Below are 17216 nucleotides of genomic sequence, written 5' to 3' on the forward strand. Positions count from 1 at the left end.
ATGAGGAGAACTTCGTCTATTCCAGAATTGCGTGATTGGATAGCCTCTGAAAAAAAACTGGGGCGTAAAATAGCCCTCGTTCCAACCATGGGTTATTTGCACAAGGGACATTTAACCTTGATTGAGCAGGCCAAACAAACCAATACCTGCGTGGTTGCGAGCATTTTTGTCAATCCCTTGCAATTTGGCCCTAATGAGGACTTGTCGCGTTACCCTAGGGATTTAGAGAGGGATGTCCGATTGCTTCGAGACGCAGGGGTTGATGCCCTATTCCATCCCACAGTTGAAGAAATGTATCCCCGCCCCATGGTCACTTATGTTGAGGTGGGTGAATTGGATAAGGTGCTCTGTGGTGCAACCCGTCCCGGCCATTTTCGTGGAGTAACAACGGTAGTCAGTAAGCTATTTCATATTGTAGAACCCGACATGGCCTTTTTTGGACAGAAGGATTATCAGCAATATCTAATCATCAAACGAATGGTCAGTGATCTGAATTTCCCAATTGAGATTTGTCCTGTCCCGATTGTTCGTGAAGAAGATGGTTTGGCCATGAGTTCCCGTAATGTGTTATTAAAGACATTAGACCGTCAGGAAGCCGTAATTCTGTCTCAAAGCCTTAATGAAGCTGAAGAACAGTTACGGGCTGGACAACGATCGGCACGGGAAATAGAGAGACAGATACGAGCAAGGATCCATCAAGAGAGTCATGGCCTTATTGACTACGTAGAAGTCAGAGCTGCAGGAGATTTATCTGAAGTAACGGAGATTAAGGGCCCAGTGCTTATTGCGTTAGCGGTTAAATTTGGGACAACGAGATTAATCGATAATAAAGTAGTGGAGGTTGAAACGATTGTTTAGAACAATGATGAAATCTAAGATTCATAAAGCCACTATTACTGAAGCAAATCTTCAATATGTAGGAAGTATTACGATTGATAGCGCATTAATGGAAGCATCCGATCTTTTGGAGAATGAGAAAGTTCAAGTAGTAAACAATAATAACGGGGCAAGATTTGAAACGTACGTGATTTCCGGAGCAAGAAATTCAGGAGTGATTTGTCTAAATGGCGCAGCTGCCCGACAAGTACAAGTCGGAGATCAAGTCATTATAATTTCTTACGCAGTATTAACCGATGAAGAAGCACATCTATACCAGCCTAAAGTAGTCTTTGTCGATGGGGAAAACCGTGAGACAAAGATTTCTTCACAAGAAATACATGGGCAAAAATCCTAAAACGTTAGATGAGTTGACTTTGTACCCGGAAATAGAGTCTGTCATCAAGAGAGGGCGAAAAATTAATGAAACATACCATTAACGAAGAGTTATTTCAGACATTAGCTAAGGAGATTGAAATTCTCAAAAGAGACCGTAAAGCAGTTATTTTGGCCCACTATTATCAAAGACCAGAGGTCCAGGATATTGCCGATTTCGTAGGAGATTCCTTGCAGTTAAGTCAAAAGGCGGCCATGACAGATGCGGAAGTTATTGTATTTTGCGGTGTCCATTTTATGGCAGAAAGTGCCGCTATTCTATCACCCGATAAAGTAGTTTTATTGCCCGAGATGAAGGCGGGTTGTCCTATGGCGGACATGGTTGATGCCGAGGGTTTACGTGCTTATAAAAAGAGGGTTCCCGGAGTTCAGGTGGTCTGTTACGTTAATACATCTGCAGAAGTTAAAGCAGAGAGCGACATCTGCTGCACCTCATCGAACGCCGTGAAAGTATTACGATCTTTAGAGGGAAAAGATATCCTATTTATTCCGGACGAAAATCTTGGCCGTTACGCTGCAAATATCCTTGAGCGTCCAATTGAGTTCTGGCCGGGGTACTGTAAAACGCATGATCGCTTGACGAAAGAAGACATCCTTAAAGCCAGAAAAGCGCATCCCTCAGCCAAGGTAATCGTGCATCCGGAATGCCGAGAAGAAATATGTCAAGAAGCCGATTATATTGGTTCTACAGCAGGTTTAATCTCCTACGCTCAGAACTCAGAGAACCAAGAATTTATTGTGGGAACAGAGTCCGGGATTTTACATCGACTCCATCAGGTTTGCCCAGATAAAGAATTCTATCTTGCTTCAGAACGCTTGGTTTGTCCAAATATGAAAATGACAACCTTAGCTCAAGTTCGAGATGCACTTCAAACCCTCTCTCCCCGTGTTACGGTGAAAGAGGAGATACGAGTCAGAGCCAAGCAGGCACTGGACAGAATGCTGGCCTTATAAGCAGCAAAAGAGTAGGGGATGGGCAGATTGAGACGGTATTTATTCCCATGGTCCAAATCAGGGGTAAAGGTCTTTGACTCGGACGTGCTTGTTTTGGGAAGCGGGATTGCTGGACTTTATACTGCAATCAAAGCGAGTAAGCATTTACAAGTTACTGTCCTTACCAAGAAAACGATTGAAGAAAGTAATACTGAGCACGCCCAAGGTGGGATTGCGGTAGCTATTGATAAAGCAGACTCTCCTACCTTGCACTTCGAGGACACGATACTAGCTGGCGCCGGGCTCTGTGATCCCTCGACAGTAAGGGTTTTGGTCGAAGAGGGCCCTACTTGTGTTGAAGAACTTATGGGTATGGGTGCTCAATTTGACCGCCAGGATGGGGAACTTGCCCTAACGCGTGAAGGCGCACATAGCCAGCGCAGAATACTGCACGCCTTGGGGGATGCTACAGGCTGGGAAATCGAGCGTGCTCTAGTTGCTAAAGCAAAAGACAGCCCTAACCTTACCGCCTTAGAAGGACGTTTTGTGGTGGATCTATTAGAGAATAATAAAGGGGATATAGTAGGAGCCCTAGTTCTTGACGAGGAAACAGGAGAGCTTGAAGGGCACTTAGCCAAAGCCGTGGTTCTGGCCACAGGAGGTTTGGGGCAAGTTTATCGCTATACCACGAATCCCAGTGTTGCAACGGGCGACGGAATGGCAGTAGCCTTGCGTGCTGGGGCAGACTTAATGGATATGGAATTTGTGCAATTTCACCCTACGGCGTTGTTAATTCCTGATGCGCCCCGTTTTCTTATTTCGGAAGCTGTGCGTGGAGAAGGTGCTCATTTGTTGAACGCCGCAGGGCTACGCTTTATGGACAATGTTTTCGGGAAGGAACTTGCACCGCGCGATATTGTCGCTCGGGCAATCTGGAAGGAAATGAACCAAGGGCTCGTTTACTTAGATTTTCGGCCAATTGGGCAGAAACGAATTCTAGAACGATTCCCTACTATTCGCCAAACTTGTTTGAAATACGGGATGGATGTTTTGACTAGACCTTTGCCAGTTGCCCCGGCTGCCCATTACATGATGGGTGGGATTGCGACAAATTCTTATGGGGAAACCAGCCTCCCAAATCTCTATGCGGCAGGGGAATGCGCTTGTAATGGAGTCCATGGCTCGAATCGGCTAGCAAGTAACTCATTGCTGGATGGATTAGTTTTCGGGGCACGCATCGTAGAGAAGATTAGAGAAAAGATTGAAGTAAAACGCCCTTCATGGGAGGGGGTTCTTAGCCCCGAAGGAAGTCTAAATCTAACCGGACCAGGAATTAATAAATCCGTACAACAATTAAAAGGTCAAGATTTGAAGAATCGGATCAAAGATTTAATGTGGGATTCTGTGGGTATTTTACGAGATGAGGCTGGCCTCAGGAAGGCCAAAGAATTATTGATGGCTTGGGAGGAAGACAACGTCCCAGCATGCTGTGTTGAAGACTTTGAAGCAGACAACATGTTGTCTGTGGGAGTGGCAATTGCTAAAGCCGCTTTCGATCGTCAGGAGAGTCGAGGCGGTCATTTCCGATCGGACTATCCGTTGCAGCTGGATGATCTTTGGCAGAAGCACTCTCTGCAAAGCAAGGAGGGATATCATGTACGCTACGTTCCAGTTTCAGGAACTGATTGATCGGGCATTGAGGGAAGACATCGGGTCGGGGGACCTTAGTACTAGGATTTTGCCAGACGACTTGACAGGGTTGGCTAAAGTTTATGCCAAACAAGAAGGGGTCGTCGCCGGTCTGTCGCTGGTTGAGCAAGTCTTTCTGAGTGTAGATCCACGGATTCAGGTTCATAGCTTGGCCAAAGATGGAGATAAAGTGAAGGTCGGGAGGGTTGTGCTAGAGCTGGTCGGCTCTTTAAGCAGTATTTTACAAGGAGAGCGGACGGCGTTAAATTTCTTACAACACCTCTCAGGAATTGCCACAGCTACAAAACTAGCAGTCGATCAGGTCGCGGGGCTGCCAGTTCAGATAGTGGATACACGTAAAACTCTGCCAGGGTGGCGTGCTTTACAGAAATATGCGGTCAGGGTCGGCGGTGGACAGAACCATCGATTTGGGCTGTATGATGCGGTGATGTTAAAAGATAATCATCTTGCCGCAGTGGGTGGATTAACGGCGGCAGTCGAACTGATACGGGCTCAAGTCGGACATATGATTAAGATTGAGGTTGAGTGTGAAAGTATTGAACAGGTGAAAGAAGCCGTGACTTGTGGTGTCGATGTGATTATGCTTGACAACATGGGGATAGAAGAAATGCGAGAAGCAGTCCTTTATATCGATCGGCGGGCAATCGTTGAAGCATCGGGTGGGATGCAGGAAGGACTGCTCCGTGAAGTTGCCGAGACAGGGGTTGACCTGATTTCGATCGGTGCTTTGACCCATTCAGTAAAGGCCATGGACTTTAGTCTAGATCTTGGGGATATTAAAGCCGCAACGAAGGCAAGTTGGGAAAGAGGAATTTAGATGGTGCGTCACGACATTCTTGATCTCCTCGCTGAACACCCAGAAGAATATGTGTCGGGTGAAAAGATTAGCCAACATTTGAAGGTTACGCGGTCAGCTATTTGGAAACAAATTAAGATTCTGAAAGAAGAAGGGTTTGAGATTGAGGCCCAGACGAAGAATGGTTACCGCTTATTGAAAACTCCCAATTCCCTTAATGAGTGGGTATTAAAGCAAGCTCTAACTACGACCTCTTTAGGGTGCACGATTGAGCTTGTAGATGTGTTGTCGTCGACGAACGATCATGCTAAAGGGCAGGCTCGTCTGGGAGCGGTTCACGGGCATGTTGTTCTAGCCAACCGTCAAAGTTCAGGACGAGGGCGCTTACAGCGGCAGTGGGAATCTCCGAGGGGAGGAATTTGGATGTCCGTAGTTCTACGGCCCAATTTATCCTTAGCGGATGCCTCAAAAATCACCCTTGCTGCGAGTGTTGCCATAGTAGATGCTTTGAGAGAATTGTTTCAGTTGCGTATCGGGATCAAGTGGCCGAATGACCTAATATACCAAGGTAAAAAATTAGCAGGAATCCTCGGAGAGGTTGTTGGGGAATGGAATGCTGTTCAAACCTTGATTGTGGGATTAGGCTTAAATGCAAATTTCCCAAGAGAAACACTAAGTGATTCATTGAGCGCTATAACTCTTCAAGAAATACTCGGCTATGAAGTAGACCTCAATCGTTTGACTGCTGGAATCCTCAAAAATTTGGAAATCGAATTGAAGTTGTTGGAAAATAAAGCGTTTGAAGAGTTAAGGCGCAAGTGGTCGGAAAGAGCAGTTGGTCTAGGCGAGGAGATAATAATCCTGCGGGGTGAGCAAGTGCTTCAAGGAGTCTTTAAGGGTATCTCAATCGATGGAGCCCTAATTTTAGAAACAGAGGATGGAGAAAAAAGTTTTTCGGCTGGAGAAATTCAACTTAGATCCAAAAAGAGCAGCTATTTCTAAGTTCGAAGGTCCTCTTGATGACCCTTTTTAGTGTAAGGGTTTTTGTACAGCCTGAATAAGGCAAGAATATTTATACTAAATTAGATTGCCAGCAGTTGAGATCTATTGTAAACTATAAACCTATAGATAAGTTTACAATAGAGGGGGATTTATAGTGAACACTAGAAAATTAGCTATGACGTCTGTGATGGCGGCACTCATGTGTTTGGCTGGAATGATGCTTCACTGGGTTTCACCGGCGTTAGTTCCGTTCAGTATTTTACCAGTTTTAGTTCTTATGTCCGGTCTTATTCTTGGGGCAGAGTATGCGGCTATGGCTATGGTGGTGTATTTAATTTTAGGGCTCTTTGGGTTGCCTGTCTTTTCTGCGCCACCCTTTGGAGGATTCGGCTACATCCTAAAGCCAACCTTTGGATTTCTCCTTGGCAATGTGGCTGCAGCCTATGTTGTGGGCCGAGTGTACCGTGAAGGAAGCCGTTGGAGTGCGATTATGGGTGTGCTAGCTGGGCTGGTAACCTTGTATTTATTTGGTTTAAGTTATCTCTACATCATTTTACATTGGGTGTTGCAGCGCCCGACAAGTATAGCCGGTGTTATAATGATTGGCTTTGTTCCCTTTATTTTGGGGGATCTAATCAAAGCAGGAATTGCCGTCTGGGTTGGGCTAGAAGTAGTTCGTCGGCGAAGTCAAACGACCTAAAGGGATTTACCTTACCAAAGGAGCGTTATTATGATTCTTTTATTTGATGTGGGCAATACAAACATCGTGTTAGGGGTTTATGATGAGAGGACAATGACCCATCATTGGAGAGTCTCTACTGATAAATCCCGCACTATGGATGAGTATGCGGTGGTTATTAAAAATTTATTCGATTTTAGCGGTTTGACATTTCAAAAAATCAGTGCTGTCGTCATTTCTTCAGTAGTTCCGCCAGTAATGCCCACGTTAGAGGCTCTGGTTCGCAAGTACTTTGGCGTTGAACCCCTAGTTATAGGGCCCGGTATTAAAACAGGGATGCCTATCGTTTATGATAACCCTAGAGAAGTCGGAGCTGACCGCATAGTAAATGCTGTGGCGGCTTATGCTAAGTATGGAGGACCGCTGATCATTGTGGATTTTGGCACGGCGACGACCTTCTGCGTAGTATCCAAACGGGGAGAGTATTTGGGAGGATCAATAGCTCCTGGAATCGGGATTTCAACAGAAGCGTTGTTTCAGAGGGCTTCGAAGTTACCTCGGATCGAAATGGTTAAACCAACAGCGGTGATTGCCAAAAATACGGTAGCTGGAATGCAATCCGGAATTTATTATGGTTTTACCGGCCAAGTTGACGGGATTGTGAAACGGATGAAAGCGGAGTTAGGTACCGACACTAAAGTAATCGCGACCGGTGGATTAGCGGAAATGATTTCTCAAGAATCTGATACGATTGAAAAGGTAGACCCATTTTTAACCCTTGAAGGGTTGGTATTGATCTATGAGCGGAACAGGAATAATAAGTGAACTAATACCCCCACTTCTAAAAGTGGGGGTATTATGAAAATCGGATAAGAGGAAAAAGACATGAAGCTTGGAGATTATGATCTTGGAGTCCCGGTGTTTTTAGCACCTTTAGCAGGTGTAACGGATAAAGCATTTCGTGAAACAGTCTGCTCAGTCGGTGGTAAGTATGTTTGGACTGAAATGATCAGTGATAAAGCCTTGACCTATCAAAACTCAAGAACTTTGAGTATGCTCGACTTACGTGGAGAGGCAGAACCTAGGATTGTACAACTTTTTGGTTCAGATCCTGAGACAATGGCTCGAGCCGCAGTATTAGCGATAGAATGTAGCGCCAATGTCATCGATATAAATATGGGTTGCCCTGCCCAAAAAATTGTAAAAAACCAGGAAGGATCGGCGCTACTAAAGGATCTTCCTCGCGCGCAAGCTATAGCTTCAGCCGTAGTGCAAGCGGTAGATGTGCCGGTGACAGTTAAAATGAGGCTGGGTTGGGATGACAACAAAATGGTGGCTCTCGAACTGGCGAAAGGGCTAGAGTCCGTTGGAGTTCAAATGCTCACGGTTCACGGACGAACTCGAGAGCAATTTTATTCAGGCTATGCTGATTGGGCTTGGATAGGACGAGTCAAGAAAGAAGTCAGCATCCCGGTTATTGGCAATGGAGATGTTTTCAAACCTGAGGATGCCAGTCGATTGATTGAACAAACAGGCTGTGACGGGGTCATGATTGGACGGGGTGCTCTAGGAAATCCGTGGCTGATCCTTAGAACTCAGCATTTTTTAAATTGTGGGGAACTATTACCGGAACCGACCAAGGAGGAACGTATCCATATTGCGTTGCAGCATTTTGACCGAGTATTGTGTTATAAAGGAGAAAGAATAGGCCTTAACGAAATGAGAAAACATGCTGTATGGTATATTAAAGGGTTTACCAAAGCTGCCCAACTCCGAGATGAGATTATGCAAACCAAGACGATTGAAGAAATGCGAACAATTTTCAGTCGTATTTTGGAATAGGAGAATAGTATTTGTAGAAATAAGAAATATTATGGGTGCAATGCTCGTTAAGGAGAAGAGCCTAATCCTTGACAATAATTTGCAAGGTCCTTATAATAACGAGTAATGTAATTGAGGAATCTTTTCAAGGAGTTCCTAGACTAAAGGGAGTACGCATACCAAAATTGGAAAAGCGCGCTAAATGAGATAAGCAGCGTAATGCGTAGGACGAGAAAAGGGAGCGAGGAAATTATGGCTGAAAAAGAAGTCATTCTAACATTAGAAGGCCTCAAAAAACTTGAGGAAGAATTGGAGCTATCTAAAACTGTGAAGCGTCGTGAAGTTGCTGGACGCATAAAGCAGGCTATTGATTTTGGAGACATTAGTGAAAACTCAGAGTACGATGATGCTAAGAACGATCAGGCCTTTATCGAAGGACGGATTATAACTCTTGAAAAAATGCTTAGAAATGCGCGGATTATCGATGAATTAGAGGGATCGGATGTCGTAGCAATTGGCGCAAAAGTACGTCTTAAAGACGTTGACTTTGGTGAGGAAGAGGAGTACTTTATTGTTGGTTCGGCTGAGGCGGATCCTGGTACCAACAAAATTTCTAACGAATCACCGGTTGGTAAAGCGCTGTTGGGTCAGAGTAAAGGGTCTGTGGTTGAAGTCAATGTTCCTGCAGGTATTTTACACTATCAGATTCTGGATATTAAATAGAATACCTTTGAGGATTAAGAGAATTACTTGATAGACATAGGTTTTAGGCAATAAGTTTATTTAGAGTGCAGTGTTTCTGTAACTGGGGCTTTACCAGGTTCAGATACTGCACTTTGTTTGTTAAACTATTGGCCACCATAATATGGCAATTTTATCTCTAGTATAGACTCTGCTTGTTTAGTCAGTACTTAGTTTGGTAAAATTGAAGGTATAAGCATAAATAATGGAGGAACAAAGAATGGATAACACCAACGACCTCTGGCGAATTCGGTTAGAAAAGCTTGAATTGCTTCGCCAAGCTGAAATTGAACCCTACGCGGATCGCTATGTTCGCACCCATAAAGCGCTTGAAGTTTTGGAGAAATTTGTGGAGTTAGAAGGCCAAGACGTCAAGATTGCGGGTCGAATTATGAGTAAACGAGATCAAGGAAAAGTCATCTTTGTTCACGTTCAGGATTTTAGTGGACGAATCCAGGCTTACATACGTAGTGATGAATTAGGGCAAACGATGTTTGACCTAATTACTAAATTTGATGTGGGAGATATTGTCGGGGTAGAAGGAAAAGTTTTTCGTACAAAGCGAGGAGAGATTTCCATCCATGCCCGTAATGTCTTGTTGCTTTCCAAGGCGATGCGTCCCCTTCCAGAGAAGTTTCATGGTCTAACGAATGTGGAAACACGTTATCGCAGACGATATTTGGATTTAGTCATGAATCCGGATGTTCGCCAAGTATTTGTCACTCGGAGTAAAATCATACGCTACATGAGAGAGTTTTTGGAGGAACGAGAATTTCTAGAAGTTGAAACACCCACACTTCATGCAATCCCCGGTGGAGCGGCAGCGCGCCCGTTTTCCACACATCATAACGCTCTTGACATTGACCTATATTTGCGGATTGCCCTTGAATTGCCTTTAAAACGTCTTATTGTGGGTGGCTTTGAGAAAGTGTTTGAAATCGGACGTACCTTCCGAAACGAAGGAATTTCAATCAAACATAATCCAGAGTTTACGATGATGGAGCTTTATCAAGCGTTTGCAAATTATGAAGATATCATGGAATTAACGGAAGAAATGATTGCGTTTATTGTTCAAAGAGTGCACGGAACGCAGGAAATCACTTATCAAGGTCAAACCCTTAACTTCGAGACTCCTTGGCGACGGCTTCCAATGTTGGACGGTATTCTAGAGTACTCGGGAGTCGACTTTAAGACGTTGGATACTGATGAACAGGCGCGCCAGGTCGCACGCGAGAAAGGCCTGCATGTAGATGCAGAGGCATCCCGCGGAAAAATCATCAACGGGTTTTTTGAGGAATTCGTTGAACCGAATCTTATCCAGCCAACCTTTATCATTGGACATCCCGTAGAAATTTCTCCGTTAGCTAAGCGTAACGCTGATCAACCGGAATATACGGATCGCTTTGAAGCATTTATGTATGGTCGCGAACTTGCTAACGCCTTTTCTGAGTTGAATGACCCTATTGATCAGCGACAGCGTTTTGAAGCACAGGCTTCCGAACGGGCTAAAGGGGATGATGAGGCTCATATTTTGGATGAAGATTTTGTACAGGCGCTTGAGTACGGGCTTCCGCCCACAGGTGGCTTAGGCGTAGGGATTGATCGGTTAGTCATGTTTTTGACGGATTCAGCATCTATACGGGATGTCATTCTTTTCCCTACAATGCGACCAAGAGATGAGAATACTCAGCTCGAAGAGGTAGAAGAGTAATATCAAAGGGAATTGCCCCATAAACAAGACTGCCCCTAATTATGGTCAGTCTTGTTTATGGGGCAATAATTATTTTGCCTAAAACTCCATCTGAACTAAGAATTCAGCTAATAATAAAATCGTATAGCATTGTTATTCAGAGCATAGAGGAGAATACACGCCGTTTACGGGTATAATATTTATATAATCGGCTCTAGAGGGACTTGAATTCTATATCAGTCTTATGGTAAAGTGTTATTTGTTCGCTTGGCAATATTGTTGAATAAAAACGTATATCTAAAGCGAGTAAAAATTTAAGGGTTATCGTTAAAAATAAGTATTGACAACTTAGGTTTGAAATGCTAAGATAATGCTCTGGCCCAAGAATAATGCGTAATCCATGGTCCTTGGTCACCTCCCGCCATCACGGTATCTTGCCATCCATGGCGATGCTCTAATCTCGAACATCCATGTTCGAGTCTTGGCTCCGGTGACGCCCAGACCAGTCGAATATAATGTCATCCTTGACATATTCGGCACTACGCACGTCCGTGTGCCTTCGTACAATGGTCTTTGAAAACTAAACAACAAGGACAGCCAATGAGAGAAACTCGAGAGAGTTTCAAAATAAATCATGAGCGAATCATCTTCTTCAATAGTAGAAGTTTGAATAACTTTTTTTGGAGAGTTTGATCCTGGCTCAGGACGAACGCTGGCGGCGTGCCTAACACATGCAAGTCGAACGCCGGAAGTCAGATGACAGAGGCCAGAAGCCAGAAGGGAAAAACCCTAATCTGGCATCCGGTTTCTGACATCTGACAACCGGAGTGGCGGACGGGTGAGTAACGCGTGGGTAACCTACCCATAAAGCCGGGACAACCCTTGGAAACGAGGGCTAATACCGGATAATCTTAGATGCTGGCATCAGCGTTTAAGGAAAGGTGGCCTCTGAGTATGCTACCGATTATGGATGGACCCGCGTCTGATTAGCTAGTTGGTGGGGTAAAGGCCTACCAAGGCGACGATCAGTAGCCGGCCTGAGAGGGTGAACGGCCACACTGGGACTGAGACACGGCCCAGACTCCTACGGGAGGCAGCAGTGGGGAATCTTCCGCAATGGACGAAAGTCTGACGGAGCAACGCCGCGTGTATGATGAAGGTCTTCGGATTGTAAAGTACTGTCTTTGGGGAAGAATGACTGATTTGAAAATATTGAGTCAGTATGACGGTACCCAAGGAGGAAGCCCCGGCTAACTACGTGCCAGCAGCCGCGGTAATACGTAGGGGGCAAGCGTTGTCCGGAATTATTGGGCGTAAAGGGCGCGTAGGCGGATCGTTAAGTCTGGTGTGAAAGATCAGGGCTCAACCCTGAGAGTGCATCGGAAACTGGGGATCTTGAGGACAGGAGAGGAAAGTGGAATTCCACGTGTAGCGGTGAAATGCGTAGATATGTGGAGGAACACCAGTGGCGAAGGCGACTTTCTGGACTGTAACTGACGCTGAGGCGCGAAAGCGTGGGGAGCAAACAGGATTAGATACCCTGGTAGTCCACGCCGTAAACGATGAGTGCTAGGTGTAGAGGGTATCGACCCCTTCTGTGCCGCAGTTAACACAATAAGCACTCCGCCTGGGGAGTACGGCCGCAAGGTTGAAACTCAAAGGAATTGACGGGGGCCCGCACAAGCGGTGGAGCATGTGGTTTAATTCGACGCAACGCGAAGAACCTTACCAGGGCTTGACATCCTACGAATCTCTAGGAAACTAGGGAGTGCCCTTCGGGGAGCGTAGAGACAGGTGGTGCATGGTTGTCGTCAGCTCGTGTCGTGAGATGTTGGGTTAAGTCCCGCAACGAGCGCAACCCCTGTGTTTAGTTGCTAACGAGTAAGGTCGAGCACTCTAGACAGACTGCCGGTGATAAACCGGAGGAAGGTGGGGATGACGTCAAATCATCATGCCCCTTATGTCCTGGGCTACACACGTGCTACAATGGCCGGTACAGACGGAAGCAAAGCCGTGAGGTGGAGCAAATCCGAGAAAGCCGGTCTCAGTTCGGATTGCAGGCTGCAACTCGCCTGCATGAAGTCGGAATCGCTAGTAATCGCAGGTCAGCATACTGCGGTGAATACGTTCCCGGGCCTTGTACACACCGCCCGTCACACCACGAAAGTCTGCAACACCCGAAGCCGGTGAGGTAACCCGCAAGGGGGCTAGCCGTCGAAGGTGGGGCCGATGATTGGGGTGAAGTCGTAACAAGGTAGCCGTATCGGAAGGTGCGGCTGGATCACCTCCTTTCTAAGGAGAACTGTTTAGAGCTTAGGCTCTAAACGACAATCCTAAGGGTCGATTCTTTCTAAAGGACGAAAGTCCGGAGAGAGATCATTAGAGTCTTAAAGACTCATGCCGAGGGATCGGCAACTCATTGGTAAGAGCTGTTGTTTAGTTTTGAGAGACCAGATAAAACGAAGTCAAATGCACGAAGCACGAGACCCGAAAGGGAACCGAAATTCGAGCATCCGGCATCGGGAATCTTGCCTCGAAGCGGGCCTGTAGCTCAGTTGGTTAGAGCGCACGACTGATAATCGTGAGGTCGATGGTTCGAATCCATCTAGGCCCACCAATTAAAGAAGTCAGAGGACAGAAGCCGGAGGTCAGAAATGACTAGCAAACCGATAATCTGAATTCTGGCATCTGGTATCCGATATCTGAAAATGGGGGTTTAGCTCAGCTGGGAGAGCACCTGCCTTGCAAGCAGGGGGTCAGCGGTTCGATCCCGCTAACCTCCACCATTATCGAGGTTCGAGGCACGAAGTTCGAGGTTCGAAAGAACGTTAGACACTAGTGCATGAACTTTGATAAAAAAACTTAGTTAATAGCACGCTGTGAACGAATGAAGTAAGAAGACGACCTGACTTAGCCGTAAGGCTAACTCAATTCGAACATCGAGCCTCGAACTTCGCGCATCGCACTTGTTCTTTGAAAACTGCATAGAGAAGAAAATCTAGTAAAAGTCGAAAGAATTCACTTTGAAACGCAAGTTTTAAATAAACCTAGAAGTAGCGATCAATAGGTCAAGCTACTAAGGGCGTACGGTGGATGCCTAGGCGCTAAGAGTCGATGAAGGGCGCGGTTAACAGCGAAATGCCACGGGGAGTCGTAAGCAGGCTTTGATCCGTGGATACCCGAATGGGGCAACCCAACTGGAGTCATATCCGGTTATCGTTAACTGAATACATAGGTTAACGAAGGCAACCCGGGGAACTGAAACATCTAAGTACCCGGAGGAAGAGAAAGAATAATCGATTCCCTGAGTAGCGGCGAGCGAAACGGGAACAGCCCAAACCGAATTCTTCGGGATTCGGGGTTGTAGGACCCTCTATTAAGAATGATTCCCTAGCTGAACAGAACTGGAAAGTTCGGGCAGAGAAGGTAACACCCCTGTAGACGAAAGGGAATCAAACTGTGAGGGAATCCTGAGTACCGCGGGACACGTGAAACCCCGTGGGAAACAGGGAGGACCACCTCCCAAGGCTAAATACTTCTTAGCGACCGATAGCGAACAAGTACCGTGAGGGAAAGGTGAAAAGCACCTCGGAAGAGGAGTGAAAGAGAACCTGAAACCGTGCGCTTACAAGCAGTTACAGTCCATTTATGGATGGTAGCGTGCCTTTTGTAGAATGAACCGGCGAGTTATGGTATGTAGCGAGGTTAAGGCGAGAAGCTGGAGCCGAAGCGAAAGCGAGTCTGAAAAGGGCGACGAGTTACATGCTGTAGACCCGAAACCGTGTGATCTACCCATGGCCAGGGTGAAGGTGGGGTAAAACCTACTGGAGGCCCGAACTCACTGTCGTTGAAAAGGCAGGGGATGAGCTGTGGGTAGGGGTGAAATGCCAATCGAACACGGAGATAGCTGGTTCTCCCCGAAATAGCTTTAGGGCTAGCCTCAATTGATGACGTATGGCGGTAGAGCACTGAATAGGCTAGGGGCCTTACCAGGTTACCGAACCTTATCAAACTCCGAATGCCATACGATTTAGATTGGGAGTCAGACTGTGGGGGATAAGCTTCATAGTCGAAAGGGAAACAGCCCAGACCATCAGCTAAGGTCCCTAAGTATACACTAAGTGGGAAAGGATGTGGAATTGCACAGACAACCAGGATGTTGGCTTAGAAGCAGCCACCATTTAAAGAGTGCGTAATAGCTCACTGGTCGAGTGGTTCTGCGCCGAAAATGTAACGGGGCTCAAGTGTATCACCGAAGCTATGGCTTCAGAGGTCAGTTGACAGAGGCCAGAAGTCGGAAAATGAGGGTAGTATGATAGAAAGTTATCGTGATCTAAGAGTGTATCAAATATCTTATGAATTGGCACTTGAAGTCCACAAACTAACCTTAAAATTCCCCGACTTTGAAAAGTACGAACTTGGTAGCCAAACAAGAAGGGCTGCAGTATCCATTCCGGTCAACATAGCCGAAGGATATGGAAAGAAAAGTTCAGTAGCAGATTTCAAAAGATATCTGCAAATGGCACAAGGGTCGAAAGACGAAACCAAGGTGTTGTTAGAACTAGCAAAAGATCTAGGTTATATCCAAGAAGTTGTATTTGCAAAATTGTTTGAACGATATGATGAACTGGGCAAACAGTTATATACTCTTCACCAAAAATGGAAATAATCTGGCTTCTGGATTCTGACAACTGACCTCTGAGGGGTAGGGGAGCGTTCTATTATCAGCGAAGTTCAACCGTAAGGTTGGGTGGAGAGAATAGAAGTGAGAATGCCGGTATGAGTATGCGAAAAGACAAGTGAGAATCTTGTCCGCCGAAAATCTAAGGTTTCCTGGGGAAGGCTCGTCCGCCCAGGGTAAGTCGGGACCTAAGCCGAGGCCGAAAGGCGTAGGTGATGGACAACTGGTTGACATTCCAGTACCAGCGAGAAGCGTTTGAGCAATGGGGTGACACAGAAGGATAGGTTAAGCGTGCCGTTGGTTGAGCACGCCCAAGCGAGTAGGATGTAGGGTAGGCAAATCCGCCCTGCGAGAAGTCTGAGACGTGACGGGGAGCGAAAATGAGTAGCGAAGTAACCGACTCCAAGCTGTCAAGAAAAACCTCTAGTGAGCTCTCTCGGTGCCCGTACCGTAAACCGACACAGGTAGATGGGGTGAGAATCCTAAGGCGCGCGAGAAAACCCTCGTTAAGGAACTCGGCAAAATAGCCCCGTAACTTCGGGAGAAGGGGCGCTCTTCGCAAGAAGAGCCGCAGAGAAATGGTCCAGGCGACTGTTTAACAAAAACACAGGTCCCTGCTAATCCGAAAGGAGATGTATAGGGGCTGACACCTGCCCGGTGCTGGAAGGTTAAGAGGAGAGGTTAGCGCAAGCGAAGCTTTGAATTGAAGCCCCAGTAAACGGCGGCCGTAACTATAACGGTCCTAAGGTAGCGAAATTCCTTGTCAGGTAAGTTCTGACCCGCACGAAAGGTGTAACGATCTGGACACTGTCTCAACGAGGGACTCGGCGAAATTGTAATACCCGTGAAGATGCGGGTTACCTGCGACAGGACAGAAAGACCCCATGGAGCTTTACTGTAGCTTGACATTGGATTTTGGTATAAAATGTACAGGATAGGTGGGAGACAGAGAAGCTAGGGCGCCAGCCTTGGTGGAGTCAACGGTGGGATACCACTCTTTTTGTACTGAAGTTCTAACTAGGTCCCCTGAAGCGGGGATTAGGACAGTATCAGGTGGGCAGTTTGACTGGGGCGGTCGCCTCCTAAAGAGTAACGGAGGCGCCCAAAGGTTCCCTCAGCGCGGTTGGAAATCGCGCGCAGAGTGTAAAGGCATAAGGGAGCTTGACTGCAAGACCAACAAGTCGAGCAGGGACGAAAGTCGGGCTTAGTGATCCGGTGGTACCGAGTGGAAGGGCCATCGCTCAACGGATAAAAGCTACCCTGGGGATAACAGGCTTATCTCCCCCAAGAGTCCATATCGACGGGGAGGTTTGGCACCTCGATGTCGGCTCATCGCATCCTGGGGCTGTAGTAGGTCCCAAGGGTTGGGCTGTTCGCCCATTAAAGCGGTACGTGAGCTGGGTTCAGAACGTCGTGAGACAGTTCGGTCCCTATCCGTCGCAGGCGCAGGAAATTTGAGAGGATCTGTCCCTAGTACGAGAGGACCGGGATGGACGAATCCCTGGTGTACCAGTTGTCTCGCCAGAGGCACAGCTGGGTAGCTATATTCGGAGCGGATAAGCGCTGAAAGCATCTAAGCGCGAAACCGACCTCAAGATGAGATTTCCCACAGCGTAAGCTGGTAAGACCCCTGAAAGATGATCAGGTTGATAGGCCAGGTGTGGAAGCGCGGTGACGTGTGGAGCTGACTGGTACTAATAGGTCGAGGGCTTGACCTAATAATCGAGGTCCGAGGTCAGAAGTCCGAGGTCCGAAAGGACGGACGGTTGAGGACGGAGGACTTCGAGATTGCTAACAAAACTAGGTAAGTGGCTCAAATTCTAACGACAATTACTAGATAATAGACTCTGTGCAGTTTTGAGAGAACAGCGGTTAAGGATAATTCCTTATC

11 protein-coding genes, 2 tRNA genes and 2 rRNA genes are annotated in these 17216 nt (G+C 46.6%); all 15 read left to right on the forward strand.

Annotation, left to right across the window (positions count from 1 at the left end):
- The 15 genes from panC (at window position 1) to ACYQ3Q_RS25090 (ending at window position 17043) form a co-directional block, all read left to right on the forward strand.
- Window positions 1–858 (forward strand): pantoate--beta-alanine ligase, encoded by an 858-nt coding sequence (gene panC / locus ACYQ3Q_RS25020; RefSeq protein WP_459931161.1) that lies wholly within the window; start codon window positions 1–3, stop codon window positions 856–858.
- Window positions 851–1234, forward strand: a complete 384-nt coding sequence (gene panD / locus ACYQ3Q_RS25025) for an aspartate 1-decarboxylase (protein ID WP_034140875.1) — start codon at window positions 851–853, stop codon at window positions 1232–1234. The genes panC and panD overlap by 8 nt, the downstream gene beginning before the upstream one ends.
- 65 nt (window positions 1235–1299) lie before the next feature.
- Window positions 1300–2226 carry a quinolinate synthase NadA gene (gene nadA, locus ACYQ3Q_RS25030; RefSeq protein ID WP_459931162.1) on the forward strand — a complete coding sequence of 309 codons (927 nt, stop codon included), beginning with the start codon at window positions 1300–1302 and terminating at the stop codon, window positions 2224–2226.
- Window positions 2227–2244: 18 nt separating this feature from the next.
- A complete protein-coding gene (gene nadB / locus ACYQ3Q_RS25035) occupies window positions 2245–3894 on the forward strand; it encodes an L-aspartate oxidase (protein ID WP_459931163.1) in 1650 nt (549 codons plus the stop codon).
- The gene (gene nadC, locus ACYQ3Q_RS25040) at window positions 3860–4732 is read left to right on the forward strand and encodes a carboxylating nicotinate-nucleotide diphosphorylase (RefSeq protein ID WP_459931164.1); all 873 of its coding nucleotides are present in this window, start codon (window positions 3860–3862) and stop codon (window positions 4730–4732) included. Before nadB ends, nadC begins: the two co-directional genes overlap by 35 nt.
- Complete coding sequence (locus tag ACYQ3Q_RS25045; protein WP_459931165.1) at window positions 4733–5713, forward strand: biotin--[acetyl-CoA-carboxylase] ligase; 981 nt, start codon at window positions 4733–4735, stop codon at window positions 5711–5713.
- Window positions 5714–5867: 154 nt separating this feature from the next.
- Entirely contained in the window at window positions 5868–6413 is a 546-nt protein-coding gene (locus ACYQ3Q_RS25050; protein ID WP_459931166.1) for a biotin transporter BioY, read from the forward strand.
- 30 nt (window positions 6414–6443) lie between these two features.
- Window positions 6444–7217, forward strand: a complete 774-nt coding sequence (locus ACYQ3Q_RS25055) for a type III pantothenate kinase (protein WP_459931167.1) — start codon at window positions 6444–6446, stop codon at window positions 7215–7217.
- A gap of 60 nt (window positions 7218–7277) precedes the next feature.
- Window positions 7278–8234, forward strand: a complete 957-nt coding sequence (gene dusB, locus ACYQ3Q_RS25060; protein WP_459931168.1) for a tRNA dihydrouridine synthase DusB — start codon at window positions 7278–7280, stop codon at window positions 8232–8234.
- A gap of 231 nt (window positions 8235–8465) precedes the next feature.
- The gene (gene greA / locus ACYQ3Q_RS25065; RefSeq protein ID WP_034140868.1) at window positions 8466–8936 is read left to right on the forward strand and encodes a transcription elongation factor GreA; all 471 of its coding nucleotides are present in this window, start codon (window positions 8466–8468) and stop codon (window positions 8934–8936) included.
- 238 nt (window positions 8937–9174) lie between these two features.
- Window positions 9175–10665, forward strand: coding sequence for a lysine--tRNA ligase (lysS, locus tag ACYQ3Q_RS25070; protein ID WP_459931169.1), 1491 nt, complete (start codon window positions 9175–9177; stop codon window positions 10663–10665).
- A 656-nt stretch (window positions 10666–11321) separates the two neighbouring features.
- A 16S ribosomal RNA gene (locus ACYQ3Q_RS25075) occupies window positions 11322–12936 on the forward strand.
- Between the two features lie 248 nt (window positions 12937–13184).
- Window positions 13185–13261, forward strand: a tRNA-Ile gene (locus ACYQ3Q_RS25080).
- Window positions 13262–13354: 93 nt separating this feature from the next.
- A tRNA-Ala gene (locus ACYQ3Q_RS25085) sits at window positions 13355–13430 on the forward strand.
- Between the two features lie 280 nt (window positions 13431–13710).
- A 23S ribosomal RNA gene (locus ACYQ3Q_RS25090) occupies window positions 13711–17043 on the forward strand.
- The 16S and 23S rRNA genes sit together here with 2 tRNA genes alongside, the layout of an rRNA operon.
- The last annotated feature ends 173 nt before the right edge of the window (window positions 17044–17216 follow it).

Source organism: Desulfosporosinus burensis, assembly GCF_054657535.1.

Coding starts and splice junctions, on each gene's coding strand:
- panC (WP_459931161.1), top strand. CDS start 1: ATGAGGAGAACTTCGTCTATTCCAGAATTGCGTGATTGGATAGCCTCT.
- nadA (WP_459931162.1), top strand. CDS start 1,300: ATGAAACATACCATTAACGAAGAGTTATTTCAGACATTAGCTAAGGAG.
- nadB (WP_459931163.1), top strand. CDS start 2,245: ATGGGCAGATTGAGACGGTATTTATTCCCATGGTCCAAATCAGGGGTA.
- nadC (WP_459931164.1), top strand. CDS start 3,860: ATGTACGCTACGTTCCAGTTTCAGGAACTGATTGATCGGGCATTGAGG.
- ACYQ3Q_RS25045 (WP_459931165.1), top strand. CDS start 4,733: ATGGTGCGTCACGACATTCTTGATCTCCTCGCTGAACACCCAGAAGAA.
- ACYQ3Q_RS25055 (WP_459931167.1), top strand. CDS start 6,444: ATGATTCTTTTATTTGATGTGGGCAATACAAACATCGTGTTAGGGGTT.
- dusB (WP_459931168.1), top strand. CDS start 7,278: ATGAAGCTTGGAGATTATGATCTTGGAGTCCCGGTGTTTTTAGCACCT.
- greA (WP_034140868.1), top strand. CDS start 8,466: ATGGCTGAAAAAGAAGTCATTCTAACATTAGAAGGCCTCAAAAAACTT.
- lysS (WP_459931169.1), top strand. CDS start 9,175: ATGGATAACACCAACGACCTCTGGCGAATTCGGTTAGAAAAGCTTGAA.